13 protein-coding genes, 1 tRNA gene and 1 pseudogene are annotated in these 15,025 nt (G+C 70.5%); 10 read left to right on the forward strand and 5 right to left on the reverse strand.

Annotated features, from left to right (window positions below; genetic code table 11):
* Positions 1–593: pseudogene (locus tag BKE38_RS02020) on the reverse strand (bifunctional [glutamine synthetase] adenylyltransferase/[glutamine synthetase]-adenylyl-L-tyrosine phosphorylase); the annotation flags it as partial.
* A gap of 26 nt (positions 594–619) precedes the next feature.
* On the opposite strand from BKE38_RS02020, the gene BKE38_RS02025 reads away from it, so the two are divergent.
* Positions 620–3,826, forward strand: coding sequence for a YhdP family protein (locus tag BKE38_RS02025; RefSeq protein ID WP_242662135.1), 3,207 nt, complete (start codon positions 620–622; stop codon positions 3,824–3,826).
* 18 nt (positions 3,827–3,844) lie between these two features.
* Here BKE38_RS02025 and BKE38_RS02030 read toward each other — a convergent pair whose 3' ends face one another.
* Together BKE38_RS02030 and tyrS are read right to left on the reverse strand one after the other, a co-directional pair.
* On the reverse strand, positions 3,845–4,237 hold the full coding sequence (locus BKE38_RS02030; RefSeq protein WP_076955705.1) for a DUF3574 domain-containing protein: 393 nt from the start codon (positions 4,235–4,237) through the stop codon (positions 3,845–3,847).
* 78 nt (positions 4,238–4,315) lie between these two features.
* A complete protein-coding gene (gene tyrS / locus BKE38_RS02035) occupies positions 4,316–5,536 on the reverse strand; it encodes a tyrosine--tRNA ligase (protein ID WP_076955706.1) in 1,221 nt (406 codons plus the stop codon).
* A 69-nt stretch (positions 5,537–5,605) separates the two neighbouring features.
* Between tyrS and BKE38_RS02040 the strand changes: the two genes are divergently transcribed.
* Positions 5,606–6,700, forward strand: coding sequence for an anhydro-N-acetylmuramic acid kinase (locus tag BKE38_RS02040; RefSeq protein ID WP_165694092.1), 1,095 nt, complete (start codon positions 5,606–5,608; stop codon positions 6,698–6,700).
* 63 nt (positions 6,701–6,763) lie between these two features.
* On the opposite strand, the gene BKE38_RS02045 is transcribed toward BKE38_RS02040, so the two are convergent.
* On the reverse strand, positions 6,764–7,432 hold the full coding sequence (locus tag BKE38_RS02045) for an alpha/beta hydrolase (protein WP_076955708.1): 669 nt from the start codon (positions 7,430–7,432) through the stop codon (positions 6,764–6,766).
* Between the two features lie 422 nt (positions 7,433–7,854).
* On the opposite strand from BKE38_RS02045, the gene BKE38_RS02050 reads away from it, so the two are divergent.
* The 8 genes from BKE38_RS02050 to BKE38_RS02085 all read left to right on the forward strand — a co-directional run bounded on the left by BKE38_RS02050 (position 7,855) and on the right by BKE38_RS02085 (position 14,446).
* The gene (locus BKE38_RS02050) at positions 7,855–8,331 is read left to right on the forward strand and encodes an Rrf2 family transcriptional regulator (RefSeq protein ID WP_083747245.1); all 477 of its coding nucleotides are present in this window, start codon (positions 7,855–7,857) and stop codon (positions 8,329–8,331) included.
* Positions 8,328–9,413 (forward strand): cysteine desulfurase family protein, encoded by a 1,086-nt coding sequence (locus BKE38_RS02055; RefSeq protein WP_076955710.1) that lies wholly within the window; start codon positions 8,328–8,330, stop codon positions 9,411–9,413. Before BKE38_RS02050 ends, BKE38_RS02055 begins: the two co-directional genes overlap by 4 nt.
* A 196-nt stretch (positions 9,414–9,609) precedes the next feature.
* Positions 9,610–10,905 carry an ArgE/DapE family deacylase gene (locus BKE38_RS02060; protein ID WP_076955711.1) on the forward strand — a complete coding sequence of 432 codons (1,296 nt, stop codon included), beginning with the start codon at positions 9,610–9,612 and terminating at the stop codon, positions 10,903–10,905.
* Positions 10,906–11,011: 106 nt separating this feature from the next.
* A complete protein-coding gene (locus BKE38_RS02065; protein WP_076955712.1) occupies positions 11,012–12,199 on the forward strand; it encodes a cysteine desulfurase family protein in 1,188 nt (395 codons plus the stop codon).
* 9 nt (positions 12,200–12,208) lie between these two features.
* A complete protein-coding gene (locus BKE38_RS02070; RefSeq protein WP_076955713.1) occupies positions 12,209–12,532 on the forward strand; it encodes a ferredoxin family 2Fe-2S iron-sulfur cluster binding protein in 324 nt (107 codons plus the stop codon).
* A gap of 2 nt (positions 12,533–12,534) precedes the next feature.
* Positions 12,535–13,227, forward strand: a complete 693-nt coding sequence (locus BKE38_RS02075; protein WP_076955714.1) for a TenA family protein — start codon at positions 12,535–12,537, stop codon at positions 13,225–13,227.
* Positions 13,224–14,330 (forward strand): tRNA 2-thiouridine(34) synthase MnmA, encoded by a 1,107-nt coding sequence (mnmA, locus tag BKE38_RS02080; RefSeq protein WP_076955715.1) that lies wholly within the window; start codon positions 13,224–13,226, stop codon positions 14,328–14,330. Before BKE38_RS02075 ends, mnmA begins: the two co-directional genes overlap by 4 nt.
* A gap of 39 nt (positions 14,331–14,369) precedes the next feature.
* Positions 14,370–14,446 (forward strand) — tRNA-Met (locus BKE38_RS02085).
* A gap of 65 nt (positions 14,447–14,511) precedes the next feature.
* On the opposite strand, the gene BKE38_RS02090 is transcribed toward BKE38_RS02085, so the two are convergent.
* Positions 14,512–14,853, reverse strand: coding sequence for a DUF6525 family protein (locus tag BKE38_RS02090; protein ID WP_076955716.1), 342 nt, complete (start codon positions 14,851–14,853; stop codon positions 14,512–14,514).
* Positions 14,854–15,025 lie beyond the last annotated feature (172 nt).

The raw sequence follows: 15,025 nt of genomic DNA on the forward strand, positions 1-15,025 counted from the left end.
ACCATGAGGTCGATATCCGACGAATAGTTCAGCTCGCCGCCGCCGAGCTTGCCCATCCCGAGCACCACCAGGCCGGAACCACGCGCAACACCGCGGGGGTCGCGGGCGCCGCCGCGCGGCAGCCGCAGCTCGCCGCGCGCCGCTGCCTCGCGCAGCAAATGCGCACAGGCATAGTCGATCGCGGCCTCGGCCAGCGTCGACAGTGCGCCGGTGACGCGGTCCAGCGGCCATTGCCCGGACAGGTCGGCGGCTGCGATCAGCAGTGCCGCCTGCCGCTTGGCCTGGCGCAGCAGGGCAGCCACCGCGGTCCGCGCCGCATCGGGATCGGCACGTCCGAGCGGGTCGAGGGCGAGCGCGAAAGCCTCGTCCGGCCCTCGCTCGGCGAAACGCAGCAGGGTGGCGCTTTCCCGCTCGGCGAGCTCCGCCAGATAGGGGCTGTGGCCGCCCAGCGCGCCGAGCAGCGCGCTTCCGGCTGTGCTCTCGGCATAGGCCCGCTCGGCAGCACCGCGCTGGGCGAAGGCCTCGATCAGCCGGCTGGCGGCGTCGCGGTCGAAGGGGACGGGCAGAGCGGCGGGCGCGGTGCTGGCGGACATGACGCGGAAGCCAAGCCGTGCAGGGGGTGAGCGGTCAAGCCCTGCGTTTCTGCGGCTGGCTGACCCGGCTGCTGATCGCGCTGGCCATCATCGCCGGGCTGGGTGCCGGGGCGCTGGCCTGGCGGCTGTCGCAAGGACCACTGCACCTTCCCGTGCTGGCCCGGGCGGTGGAAAGGCTGGGTCTGGAGCCGGGTCTGAGCGTGGGCGATGTTGCCGTCGCCTGGGCCGGGTTCCGCCAAGGCACCGGCTCGCCGCTTGAGCTGCGTCTTTCCGACGTCCGGCTGCGCGACGAGGCCGGCCTGCTTCGCCAGGTCCTGCCCGATGCCAGCGTCAGCCTGGCGCCCGGCCGGCTGCTGCGCGGCCAGGTGACACCGCTGCGCATCGCCGTGCAGCGGCCGAGCATCCTCCTCGAGCGCGACGCACAGGGCGGCATCAGCCTGGCCATGGGCCGCATCGCCAATCCGGCGCCGTCCAGCGACCCGGATGGGCCGCCGATCGAGGATCCGGCGGCTGCTCAGGCCGGTGGTGGCGAAATCCTTTCCGATCTCCTAGGCAATGGCGCCGCGGACAATCCGTTCGGCGCGCTGCGCGAGGTGCAGATCTCCGACGGCCAGCTGACCGTGCTGGACCGGCAGCTGAACGTTACCTGGCGGCTTGAGCGGGTCTCGCTCACCTTGAACCGGCTGCCGGGCGGGCAGGGCGTGACAGGCCAGGGCAGCGCCAGCCTGGTGCTGCCGGGCCAGGGCAACGTTCTGCCGGTGCATCTCTCGGGCAGCGCCCAGGGCCAGGGACCCGTCTTCGAAGGCAAGCTGTCGTTGCCGCAGCTGGAGCCGGCGCGCATCGCCGGCCTGCTGCCGGCGCTGACGCCGCTGCGGCTGATCGACGGGCGGGCCACGCTGGACCTCTCGGGTCGCTTCGACGGCCGCAGCCCGCAGGCGGCGCCGGAGGTCTCGCTGCGTCTGGCCGCCGGGCCGGGCGGCGTCACCCTCGACAACCACCGTATGGGCTTCGCCGGGCTGCTGCTGCAGGCGGAGGGCACGCCGACGGGGATGAAGCTGCAGCGGCTGCGGCTGGAGCTGCCGCCGATCGCCCGCGAATCCGGCACCCAGACCGCGCCGCCGGTGCTGGAGGCGAATGGCCAGGCCGCCCTGCGCGACGGCCGCTGGCGCGCCGGGCTGCAATTCAGCCTGGACCGGGTGGAGGCTGGCGATCTCGGCGCCTATTGGCCGGCCGAGATCGTGCGCAACGCCCGCCACTGGATCATCGAGAACCTGACCGCCGGCACGCTGCGCGACGGCCGCTTCTCGCTGCAGGCGGAGGCGGGGGCAGATCTCTCCGGCTTCGCTGTCACCCAGCTGGACGGCACGCTGCGCGCCGAGAACGCCACGGTGCACTGGCTGCGGCCGATGGCGCCGCTGGAAGGGGTCAGCGCCACGGCCCGCTTCAGCCTGCCGGAAATCACCATCCAGGTGGAGCAGGCGCGGCAATCCGGCACGGCGCTGACCACCCCGGGCGCCACCATCCGCTTCCACGCCCTCGACACGACGCAGGAACTGGCCGAGATCGAGGCGCGGCTGCGCGGTCCGGTGCCCGATGTGGTCACGCTGATCCGCCATCCGCGGCTGAAGCTCTTCGAGCGCCGGCCGCTCGACCTGAAGGAGCCGGGCGGCCAGCTGGAGGGCACGCTGCACCTGTCCTTCCCGCTGCTGGAAGACATTCCTTCCGACGTGCTGAAGGTGGCCGTCCAGGCGCGCATCACCCAGATGCGGCTGGCCGATGTGCTGATGGGCAAGCGGCTGGAGCGCGGCACCGCCGAGCTCAGCATTGACAACAGCCGGCTGCGCGCCAGTGGCAATGCCCAGCTGGCCGGCATCCCGACCAAGCTGGATCTCGAGATGGATTTCCGCCAGGGGGCGCCGAACCAGGTGGTCGAGCGCATCCGCGCCGAGGCCCGGCCGGACGCCGCCCGCATCGCCGAGTTCGGGCTCGACCTGGAAGGCTTCGTCGCCGGACCGGTCGGCGTGCAGGCGGTGATGGAGAAGCGGCGCAACGGCGAGATGCGCGTCGGACTGACCGGCGATCTCAGCGCCAGCCGCATGACCGTTTCGCCTTTCGCCTGGAGCAAGCCGGCGGGCGTCGCCGCCAGCGCCCAGGCCGAACTTCGCATCGCCGGCGAGGCGCTGCGGGCGGTGGAAAGCTTCCAGGTCGAGGCGCCTGGGCTTTTCGCCAAGGGCCAGGTTGCCCTCGCCGGCGCCAGCAGGGTGGATCGGATCGACCTGTCCGAGCTACGGCTGCAGCAGAGCCGGTTGACTGCTGAGGCGCGGCCGCCAGCCACGGCGGGTGGGCCCTGGCGGTTCCGCGCCTCCGGTCCGGTCATGGATCTCGGCCCCAGCATGGCCGAGCCCGAGCGCCCCGGCGCCGCCGCGGCTGAGGGTCCGCCGGTCACCGTCGAGGGCCATTTCGATCGCGTGCTGCTGGGCGAGGGTCGCGCGCTGACCGCGGTGCAGGGCCGGGCGGCGGCCGATTCGCGCGGCGTCTGGCGCGAGGCGCGCGTGACCGGCCAGGCCGGCGGCGCCAATGGCGGCTTCGACATCACCGTCACCCCGGTCGGCAACACGCGGGATCTGCGGCTGAACGCCTCTAATGCCGGCGCCCTGCTGCGGGCTTTCGACGTGCTGCAGACCCTGGAAGGCGGCCGGCTGGCGGTGACCGGGCGCTGGGCCAGCAACCTTCCCGGCGCCGTGTTGACCGGCAATGCCGAGATGTCCGACTTCGCCGTGCAGGAGGCGCAAGGGGCGGGCAAGCTGCTGCAGGCGCTGACCGTCTATGGCGTCTTCGATGCGGTGCGCGGCACAGGGCTGAGCTTCTCCCGCATGGTGGCGCCTTTCTCCCTGACGCCGGATGCGCTGCTGGTGCGCGATGCGCGGGCCTTCTCGCCCTCGCTCGGCGTCACCGCCAAGGGCAGCATTGGGCGCCATGCTGGGCCGATTGACCTGGAGGGCACCATCGTGCCGGCCTATGTGCTGAACTCGCTGCTTGGGCAGATCCCGCTGCTGGGCCGGTTGTTCAGCCCGGAGCAGGGCGGCGGCCTCTTCGCCGCGACCTGGCGGATGCGCGGGCCATCAGCGGATCCGGCGGTCAGCGTCAATCCTTTGGCGGCACTGACCCCGGGCTTCCTGCGCGGGATCTTCGGCGGCAATCAGAGCAACGTACCGCCGGGGCCAGCGCAATAGCCGAAGGGGCGCGCCGCCTCAGAAGGCGGCGCAGGCCTCACGCACCAGCAGCAGCACCGAGTCCTGCCCGTGACGCTGCCGCCAAGCCTGGGCCAGCGGCGCTGCGCGGTGGGCGGCGCCGGCGGCATCGGTGCCGGGCAGCACCAGCATCAGATGCTTGCTGGGCTCGCGGATCACCTGGCCATCGGCGTTGCGCCACTGGCCGGCGCTGTCCTCGACCGTCAGCCCGTCGGGGAAAGCCGGGGTGACGACATCCGCCAGGAACTCGTCCCAAGCGGAGGGCGGCACAAACCCACCGTCAGGCAGGCCGCGGCCGAAGAACAGCTCGGCGACGCTGACCGGCGCCAGGCTGGAGGGGCAGGGGCTGCAGGCCGCCAGCAGGGGCAGCAGCACCAGGAAGCTGAGCTGCATGCCCGACCCCGTTTGTTAAGGCGATCCTCTGGGCTGCCGCGTCCCACCTTCCGGCGTCGCCGCGGCAGCCCGAAGGTATCAAGGGCGGATCAGGACGTGGCGCTTGCGGCCGGCGGAGAGCTTGGCGGCGCCGTCGCGCAGATCGGCCGCTGTCACCTCCTGCGCCTCGTCGCTGATCGCGGCGTCGTTCAGCTTCAGCCCGTTCTGCCGGATCAGCCGCCGCGCCTCGCCCTTGCTGGCGGCGAAGCCGGCCTGCACTGCCAGGTCGATCACCGTCGCCGGCAGGCTGGCGGTGATGCTGGGCAAGGTTTCGGCCGCCTGGCCTTCCTCGAAGGCGCGGCGGGCGGTCTCGGCGGCGAGTTCCGCGGCCGCGCGGCCATGCAGCATGGCGGTGGCCTCGGTGGCCAACACCTTCTTGGCCTCATTCACCTCCGAGCCGGCCAGCGCGCCCAGGCGGCGCACCTCGTCCATCGGCAGCTCGGTGAACAGCGCCAGGAAGCGGCCGACATCGGCATCCTCGGTGTTGCGCCAGAATTGCCAGTAGTCATAGGCCGCCAGCCGGTCGGGGTTGAGCCAGACCGCGCCGCCGGCGGTCTTGCCCATCTTGGTGCCGGAGGCGGTGGTCAGCAGCGGGGTGGTCAGGCCGAAGACCTCGGCGCTGTCGCAACGCCTGTTCAGCTCGACGCCCATGATGATGTTGCCCCACTGGTCGGAGCCGCCCATCTGCAGCCCGACCCCGTGCCGGCGCTGCAGCTCGAGGAAGTCGTAGGACTGCAGCAGCATGTAGTTGAATTCGAGGAAGGAGAGCGGCTGCTCGCGGTCCAGGCGCAGCTTGACGCTGTCCATGGTCAGCATGCGGTTGACGCTGAAATGCCGGCCGATGTCGCGCAGGAAGGGGATGTAGAGCAGCTTGTCGAGCCACTCGGCATTGTCGAGCATCATCGCGCCGCTGCCGGGCGCGAAGTCGAGGAAGGCGTCGAAGGTGCGGCGGATGCCGGCCTTGTTGACCTCGATCTGCTCGTCGCTCAGCAGCGGCCGGGCGTCGTCGCGGAAGGAAGGGTCGCCAATTTTGGTGGTGCCGCCGCCGAGAAGGGCCACCGGGCGATGGCCGGTCTTCTGCAGCAGCCGCAGCAGCATGATCGACAGCAGGTGGCCGACATGCAGGCTGTCCGCCGTGCAGTCGAAGCCGACATAAGCGGGAAGCGGGCCCTGCTTCATCCGGGCGGCCATGGCCGCCTCGTCCGTCACCTGGTGGATATAGCCACGCTCGCGCGCGACATGCAGAAACTCGTCGGTCATCGCCAATGCCCAGTTGTGGCCCTGGGGGGACTTCCCCCGGGACTGCGGCCCTAGCACAGTAGGAGGATGCTGCGAACCATCGGGCTGATGAGTGGCACCTCGCTGGATGGCGTGGATGCCGCATGGGTTGAGACAGACGGGGAGAGGATCGGGCGGATCGGGCCAAGCCTGACCATGCCCTACGACCCGGCGCTGCGCCGCGACCTGCGCAAGCTGCTGGACCTGGCCGAGGCCATGCTGCCCGACGACCCCTTCCTGCAGGATTGCGAGCGCAGGGTCACCGAGCGCCATGCCGAGGCGGTGCTGAAGCTGGGTCTGGATGCCGATCTGCTCGGCTTCCACGGCCAGACCATCCTGCACCGGCCGGTGGCGGGAAAGCCCGGCGAGGGCCGTACCTGGCAGATCGGCGACGCGGCGCTGCTAGCGCGGCTGACTGGCAGCCCGGTCGCGCATGACTTCCGCAGCGCCGATGTGGCCGCCGGCGGGCAGGGCGCGCCGCTGGTGCCCGTGGTGCATGCGGTGCTGGCCGCCGCACTGCCGAAGCCGCTGGCGATCCTGAACCTGGGCGGGGTTGGCAATGTCACCTGGATCGGCCGCGACGGCCGGCTGATCGCCTTCGACACCGGTCCGGCCAATGGCCCGCTGGACGATTGGGCACGGCGGGCGACGGGGGCCGACTATGACAAGGACGGCCGGCTGGCCCTGGCCGGCCAGGCGGATGGCGCCATGCTGGGCCATCTGCTGGCGCATCCCTATCTGAAGGCGGCGCCGCCGAAATCGCTCGACCGGCTGGATTTCGACCGGGCGTTGCGCGATGCGGGCGCCTCGGGCCTGTCCCCGGCCGATGGCGCGGCGACCCTGGTGGCCTTCTGCGCCTGCGCCGTCGCTGCTGCCGGGCGGCATTTCCCCGAGCCACCGCTGCAGTGGCTGGTCGCCGGCGGCGGGCGGCGCAACCCGGCGCTGATGCGCGCCCTGGCTGGCGCCCTGCCGGAGCCGGTCCGCCCGGTGGAGGTGGCCGGGTGGGACGGCGATGCGCTGGAGGCCCAGGCCTTTGGTGTGCTCGCCGCCCGCGTCGCCAACGGCTTGCCGTTGACCTTCCCCGGCACCACCGGCGCGCCGCAGCCGCTGACCGGCGGCCGGCTGGTGACGCTGAGCAACGCTTAAAAACGAAAGGGGCCGGGAGGCGATTGCCCCCCGGCCCCTTTCGACAGGTTTGCCGACGGAGGGTCAGTCCGCCGCCATCGCCATCCGCGCGCGGTTCAGCATCGTCCGCACATGGTCTTCCGCGGCCGCGGCCACGCGCTCGGTCTGCTCGGCCGTGAAGACATGGCCTGCGCTTTCCTGCACGCGATAGTCGATCTTGATGCCGCGCTGGGTGTTCAGCTTGTCGACCAGCTTCCGCACCGAGGCCTCGGGCACCAGCTCGTCCTCGGCGCCATGCAGGATCAGCCCCGAGCAGGGGCAGGGCGCCAGGAAGCCGAAGTCGTAATGGCTGGCGGGCGCCGCGATGCTGACGAAGCCGCCGATCTCCGGGCGACGCATCAGCAGCTGCATGCCGACATAGGAGCCGAAGGAATAGCCTGCCACCCACAGCATCGAGGCGTTCGGATTGACCGCCTGCAGGAAGTCGAGCGCCGCGGCGGCGTCCGAGATCTCGCCGATGCCGCCGTCATAGCGACCCTGGCTGCGGCCGACCCCGCGGAAATTGAAGCGCAGGGTAGAAAAGCCCATGTCCTCGAAGCGCTTGTACAGCGCGTGGACCACCCGGTTGTTCATCGTCCCGCCATGCAGCGGGTGCGGATGCAGGACCAGCGCCACAGGGGCATTGGGCTGCTTCGCGTGATGGTAACGACCCTCCAGCCGGCCATCCGGCCCGGCAAACATCACCTCAGGCATCGTCCCCTTGCATCCAGTGCGGTGGGCGCGGCAGCGCCCGGTTGGGAAACCGTGAAGCCCAGGCGACCGCGTCAGCGGCATCCGGGCCGGTCAAGGCATGTCCCCGGCGGGGAAAGGGGCGGCCAGGGGAGGGGGCTGGTCTCGGCCGAATGGTTGACGCAATCGGTCGGGATCAATAGCCTCATCCCTCGCGACACGATGTCGCGGCAGTCCGGCTCCCATCATGCCTTTGACGTCTCGGGACAGGCTTCCGCTTCCCGCGACCGGGTTAATATAGGCAAGCGCGCGCCGCTTTCATAACGGATTATGGCATGGCCCCCCCGTCGGCGTGGTTACGCCCTCTTGAGCGCAGGTATCGCTCTGCGCCTGCACTTTCGAAAATTTGAGCCATGCGCCTGTCTACACGGGGGCGTTACGCCGTCATGGCCCTGGTCGAGCTGGCAGCTCGGATGCGAGATCGTCAAAATAGTGATGACTGCCATGCGCTTTGCGCGCCATCGCGCGAGCGCCCGGTCAGCTTGACGGAGATTGCCCAGGCTCAGATTCTGTCCGTGGCCTATCTGGAGCAACTTTTTGCAAGGCTCCGGCGGTCCGGACTTGTCGATTCGGCTCGCGGGCCTGGCGGCGGCTATCGTCTGGCCCGCCCCGCCGACGCCATCACCATCGGCGAGATCATCGAGGCGGTGGACGAGCCGATCACCGCCACCCGCTGTTCCGACGGTACGCCGGGTTGCCTGTCCGGCAATCGCTGCCTGACCCACGACCTGTGGCATGAACTCGGCGAGCAGATCCGGCTGTTCCTGCTTCACACCTCGCTGGCCGATGTGGTGGAGGGGCGGGTCTGCGGCCGCGCCGTGCCGCCAGCAGACTACCGCTGCCGCGACGAAGACAGCGCATGACCCTCTATCTGGACGCGAATGCCACCGAGCCGCTGCGCCCCGCCGCGCGGCAGGCGGTGCTGGAGGCGCTCGACCTGGTCGGCAATCCCTCCTCCATCCATGCCGAGGGCCGAGCTGCCCGCGCCTTGCTGGAAGGCGCCCGTGGCCGGATCGCTGCCCGCTTCGGCGGCAGGGCGCGCGACCTGGTCTTCACCGCGGGAGCCACGGAAGCCAATGCCCTGGCGCTGCTTGGCCTCGGCGCCCGGCGCCGCTTGCTGGCCGGGGCCACCGAGCACCCGGCCATTCTGCGCGCCGCCCCAAGCGTCGAGACCCTGCCGGTGCTGCCCGATGGCCAGCTCGACCTGGCCAGGCTGGAGGCCACGCTGGCCGGTGGCTCGCCGGCCCTGGTCGCGGTGATGGCCGCCAACAACGAGACCGGCGTGCTGCACCCGCTGGCCGAGATTTCTGCCCTTTGCCGGCATCACGGCGCGCTGCTGCATGTCGATGCGGTGCAGAGGGCCGGGCGGTTGCCGCTGTCGCTGGCCGAACTCGGTGCCGATTCCATGGCGCTCTCGGCGCATAAGCTGGGTGGGCCCAAAGGCGTGGGCGCGTTGTTGCTGCGCCCCGGGCTGGACGTCGCGGCCCAGTTTCCCGGCGGTGGGCAGGAACGCGGCCGCCGCGGCGGCACCGAGGCGCTGCCGGCTATCGCCGGCTTCGCCGCTGCGGTGGAGGCGGTCGACCCGGACGAGGCGCCTCGCCTCGCCGCGCTGCGTGATGCCATCGAGCAGGGCGCCGGCCTGCCGATCGCTGGCGGCAGCGCTCCGCGCCTGCCCAACACCAGCTGCCTGATCCTGCCTGGCGTCATGGCCGAGACTCAGGTGATCGCGCTGGACCTCGCCGGCATCCGGGTTTCGTCCGGCTCGGCCTGCTCCTCCGGCAAGGTCGGACCCAGCGGCGTGCTGCTGGCCATGGGGCTGGGTGACGCGGCGGGCTGCGCCATCCGCGTCTCGCTGCCCTGGAACGCGCCGGCCGATGCCGCCGAGCGCTTTCTCGCCGCCCATGTCGCCATGCGGCAGCGTATGGCGGCACGCCGGGCCGGCTAAGGTCGCCCGTATCGGAGGGCGATGGCCGGCACTGGGCGGATGCCCTGGGCCGGGGAACTTCGCCGTTATCGCCAGACAAAATGGCCAGGGCCGGGGTGGGGCTGGTGGCCGCCGGGGCGCGTGCTAGCGTCGTGGCCGAGACGAGTCCGGGCCCACCGGACCGCACGGCGCTCCCTTCCTGCGAGGATTCTTCCCGATGCCTGATCCCACCCTGCTGGCGCGGCTGCGCCAGGCCGTGGATGCGAATTTCGACGCCGAGATCGGCTTCCTGCAGGAGCTGGTGCGCTTCCCCAGCCTGCGCGGCCAGGAGGCCCCCCTGCAGGACTGGATGGCGCGCCAGATGGCCCAGCGCGGCTATTCGGTGGACCGCTTCACCATGGCCGAGTCGCCGCTGGCCGACCATGCCAAGGCCAGCCCGATGGTCGATGTCGACCCCGCCGGCTCGGTTCAGGTGGTCGCCACCCACCGCGCCAAGGACCCGACCGGCCGCAGCCTGATCCTGCAGGGCCATATCGACGTGGTGCCGGAAGGCCCGCACGAGATGTGGACCTACCCGCCCTATTCCGCGACCATCCGCGACGGCTGGATGTATGGTCGCGGCGCGCATGACATGAAGTCGGGCGTCGCCTGCATGGTCTGGGCGCTGGAGGCGCTGCGCAGCGCCGGGCTCGAGCCCGCCGCCGACGTCCATGTCCAGACGGTGACCGAGGAGGAGAGCACTGGCAACGGCGCGCTCTCGACGCTGGCCCGTGGTTACCGCGCCGAGGCCTGCCTGATCCCCGAGCCCACCGGCCATACCCTGACCCGCGCCCATACCGGCGCCGTCTGGTTCCGCATCCGGGTGCGCGGCGTGCCGGTCCATGTCATGCATGCCCAGACCGGCAGCAACGCCATCCTCTCGGCGCTGCACCTGATCCAGGCGCTGCAGGTCCATACCAAGGCGCTGAACCAGGCCGCCAAGGACCATCCGGTCTTCGGCGTCATCCCGGACCCGATCAAGTTCAACCCGGGCATCATCCGCGGCGGCGACTGGGCCAGCTCCACCCCCGCCTGGTGCGACGTGGATTGCCGCATCGGCCTGCTGCCCGGCACGGAGGTCTCGGAGGCCATGGCCGGCGTCGAGCGCTGCATCGCCGAGGCCCGCGCCGGCGACGCCTTCCTGGCCAACAACCAGCCGGAGATCACCTGGCACGGCTTCAAGGCCGATGGCTTCGTCCTGCCTGAAGGCAGCGACGCTGAGAAGGTTCTTGCCAGCGTTCACGGCCAGGTCTTCGACGAGGAAATGCCGGAGCGCCGCAGCACGGCGGTGAACGACACCCGCTTCTACGGCCTGTATTACGACATGCCGGCGCTCTGCTACGGCCCCTCGGGCGAGGGCGCGCATGCCTTCGACGAGCGCACCAACCTGGAGAGCATCCGCCAGACCACCCTGGCGATCGCCGCCTTCGTCGCCGACTGGTGCGGCGTGCGCGAGATCCAGAAGAAGGCCTGACCTCGGCGGGGATGCGCCGGGCCGGGAAACCGCCCGGCGCTTGCTGCCTTGCTGCCCCGAGGCCTCCGCACTTCCCCAGCCGCGGCCCGCGGCCCATATTCACGCCATGGCCGCCGCAAACCGCCCTGTCTACCTGGATAACCACGCCACCACGCCGTTGGATCCGCGCGTGCTGGCGGCCATGCGACCCTGGTGGGAAGAGAACTTCGCCAATCCGCACAGCGTCGAGCATGCGCTGGGCCGCGCCGCCGAGGAGGCGGTCGAGGAAGCCCGCCGCCATGTCGCCGCCCTGATCGGCGCCGATCCGCGCGAGATCGTCTTCACCTCCGGCGCGACGGAGTCGAACAACCTGGCCATCAAGGGCGCGGCGCGCTTCGCCTGCGACCATGGCGACCCACGCCGCCGGCTGATTGCCCCGGTCACCGAGCATAAATGCGTCCTGGAAAGCCTGCGCGACCTCGAGGCCGAGGGCTTCGAGCCTGTCCTGCTGCCGGTCGGCCCCGATGGGCTGCTGGCGCCGGAGATGCTGCGCGCGGCGCTGGAAGTGCCGACCCTGCTGGTCTCGGTCATGGCGGTGAACAACGAGATCGGCGTCGCCCAGGACCTGGCCGGGCTCGCCGCCATCGCCAAGGAGGCCGGCGCCCTGTTCCATTGCGACGCGGCACAGGGGGCAGGGCGGGTGCCGCTCGATGTCCAGGCGCTGCCGATCGATTTGCTGTCGCTCTCCGGCCATAAGATCTACGGCCCCAAGGGCATCGGCGCGCTCTATCTCCGCCGCCGTCCCCGGGTGCGGATCGCTCCCTTGTTCTCCGGCGGCGGGCAGGAGCGGGGGCTGCGCTCCGGCACCCTGCCGGCGCCGCTGCTGGTCGGCCTGGGAGAAGCTGCGCGCCTGGCCGCCGCCGAGGCGGCGACCGACGAGGCCCGCATCGCCGGCCTGCGCGACCGCCTGCTGGCGCGGCTACAGAAAGAAGTCCCGGAGATGAAGGTCAATGCCGCCGCCGCGCCGCGCGTCGCCGGCAACCTGAATCTGACATTTCCCGGCGGTGTTTCGGCCCAGGCCATGCTCGCGGCCATGCCCGAGCTTTGCGTCTCCACCGGCTCGGCCTGCTCCTCGGCCGAGATCGAGCCTTCCTATGTGCTGCGGGCCATCGGGCTGGATGCGGCGGCGGCTGGGGCGACCTTGCGGATTGGCATTGGGCGCTTTACTTCGCCGGGCGATGTGGATAACGCGGCCTCCCTGCTGGCGCGCGCCTGGACCCACGCGCTTTCCATAACCCGAGATGCGGCGGAGTAGACGACGGCGATGCCGAAGATGACCTTCATCGAGCGCGACGGATCGCGCCGCGAAGTCGAGGCCCCGCTCGGCCTCTCCGTGCTCGAGATCGCGCACAAGCATGACGTCGACATCGAGGGCGCCTGCGAGGGCAGCCTGGCCTGCTCGACCTGCCATGTCATCGTCGACGCCGAGTGGTTCGAGAAGCTGAAGGACCCGTCCGAGGATGAGGAGGACATGCTTGATCTCGCCTTCGACCTGCAGGAGACCTCGCGCCTCGGCTGCCAGCTCATCATGACCGAGGAGCTCGACGGCCTGGTCGTCAAGCTGCCCGCCGGCACCCGCGCGGCCTGACCATGACCTTCGCCCCGCCCTACGGCGCCCCCGACGGGCTGCTGCACCGTCTGCGCGATGCCGCGGCGGGGCGCTGGGATGCCTATTGCTGGCACCCCTTCGTGCAGCAGCTGGCCGAGGGCAGCCTGCCGCTCCCCGCCTTCCGCCGCTACCTCACGCAGGACTGGCTGTTCCTGATCCAGTTCGCCCGCGCTAAGGCGCTGGCCGCCTTCAAGGCCGAGAGCCTGGAGGCGTTGCGCAGCAAGGCGAGCTCGCTGAACGCGCTGCTCTCCGAGATGCAGATGCATCTGAACTTCTGCGCGGAATGGGGCCTGTCCGAGGCCGACGTCCTGGCCGAGCTCGAGGCGCCGCAGACCGTCGCCTATACCCGGTGGGTGATCGACCGGGGCCTGGCCGGCGATATCCTGGACCTCGAGGTGGCGCTCGCCCCGTGCACCATCGGCTATGGCGAGATCGCACTCCGCATCGCCGCCCATCCCGGCCGCAAGCGGGTCGGCAACCCCTATGAGGCCTGGATCGAGACCTATGCCTCGCTTGGCTACCAGGCGCTGGCCAGCGGTGCCGCGACGCGGTTGGACCGGCTGGGCGAGACGCATGGCGGCGCTGCCCGTTTCGCCTCGCTGTCTGCTACCTTCTCCGAGGCCGCCCGCCTGGAGGCGGATTTCTGGCAGATGGGGTTGGACGCGAAGTCATGAGGATCCTGGTCGCCATGTCGGGCGGCGTCGACTCCTCGGTCGTGGCCGGGCTGCTGAAGGAGCAGGGGCACGAGGTCATCGGCGCCACGCTGCAGCTCTACGACCATGGCGCTGCCATCGAGAAAAAGGGCGCCTGCTGCGCCGGCCAGGACATCCATGACGCGCGCGACGTCGCCGAGCGCCTGGGCATCCCGCATTACGTCCTCGACCGCGAGCGCCGCTTCCGCGACGCGGTGATCGAGGATTTCGCCGAATCCTACGCCCGCGGCGAGACGCCGATCCCCTGCGTCCGCTGCAACCAGACGGTCAAGTTTAAGGACCTGGTGCTGCTGGCGCGCGACCTCGGCTGCGACGCCATGGCGACCGGCCATTACGTCCGCCGCGTCGACGGCACCGACGGGCCGGAGCTGCACCGCGCCGCCGATCCTGCGCGTGACCAGTCCTATTTCCTCTTCGCCACGACGCGCGAGCAGTTGGCCTTCAGCTATTTCCCGCTGGGCGGCTACGCCTCCAAGGCGGAGGTGCGGGCGGAAGCCGTGCGGCTCGGCTTGGCGGTGGCGGAGAAGCCGGACAGTCAGGATATCTGCTTCGTGCCGCAGGGCAGCTATGCCGAGCTCGTCTCCAAGCTGCGCCCTGAGGCCAGCGAGCCCGGCACCATCGAGCATGCCGATGGTCGCGTGCTCGGCACGCATCGCGGCATTGCGCGCTACACCGTCGGGCAGGGGCGCGGCCTCGGCCAAGCCTCCCGCGATGGCGAGGAGGCGCTCTATGTCACTGCCCTCGACGCCACGCGCCGACGCGTGGTGGTGGCACCACGCGGGGCTTTGGCCTCGGTCGAAGTGCAGGTGGGCGAGGTGAATTGGCTGATCGCCCCCCCGATCGCGCCGGTGTCCTGCCAGGTGAAGCTGCGCGCGCGCGAAGTTCCGCAACCCTCCGTCGCTGTCTGGGACGCGGTTGCCGGCATCCTGCGCGTGCAGCTTGAGCAGCCGGCCATCGCGGCGCCCGGCCAGGGCTGCGTGCTTTACGACGGCGACCGCGTTTTGGGTGGCGGATTCATTCGTCGTGCCGCTCAGGCGGTTGACAGCGCAGGCCGGGCCGCCTAAACGGCGCCACCCGGTTGGAACGCCCGATCGGAAGCTTCTGGCGGTGTAGCTCAGCTGGTTAGAGCACGGCACTCATAATGCCGGGGTCGGCGGTTCAAGTCCGCCCGCCGCTACCAAACGACAAAGGCTGCGTTCCCTGACGGGATCGCAGCCTTTGTCGTTTCAGGACTTTTTCCCGCCGTCAACGGCGGCGGTAGCGCAGCACGCTGGCGCGCGCCGCCAGATGCGGCAAGAGCGTGCCATGCCGGTGGCGATAGGCCTCGGCATAGGCAGCGCGTTCCAGCGCCTCGCATTCGTCGAGATAGCGCAGCAGGCTGCGCAATGCCCGGTCGGAGCTGGCATGTTTGCGGCGGAAGCGGCGCCACAGCGTCAGCGCGTTCACCGCCCAAGCATCGTAAGCATGTTCCTGCAGACGCTGGCGGATCGTTGGCGGCAAGGCTTCGAAGGCCGCCCAGTCGTCACCGGACAGGCGGGTCCAGATCTGCGGGCGTTCGGTGACATCGTTGGTCAAAGCGGGGTGCATGGCAGAAACATTATAACATTCTATCTTCTCTGGCCAGTGACGATGGCTTCTGAACTCACGCCTCCGTGATTTCGGTCTTGAGAAACCAGAAAGTTGAATGATAGGAATCGGTGCGTAAGAGGCCCCGGGGGGGGCGGGGCGATGCAAGAGGGCGAAAGCCATGTGGTTGCAG

This window comes from Teichococcus deserti (assembly GCF_001982615.1).
Lineage (GTDB): Bacteria > Pseudomonadota > Alphaproteobacteria > Acetobacterales > Acetobacteraceae > Pseudoroseomonas > Pseudoroseomonas deserti.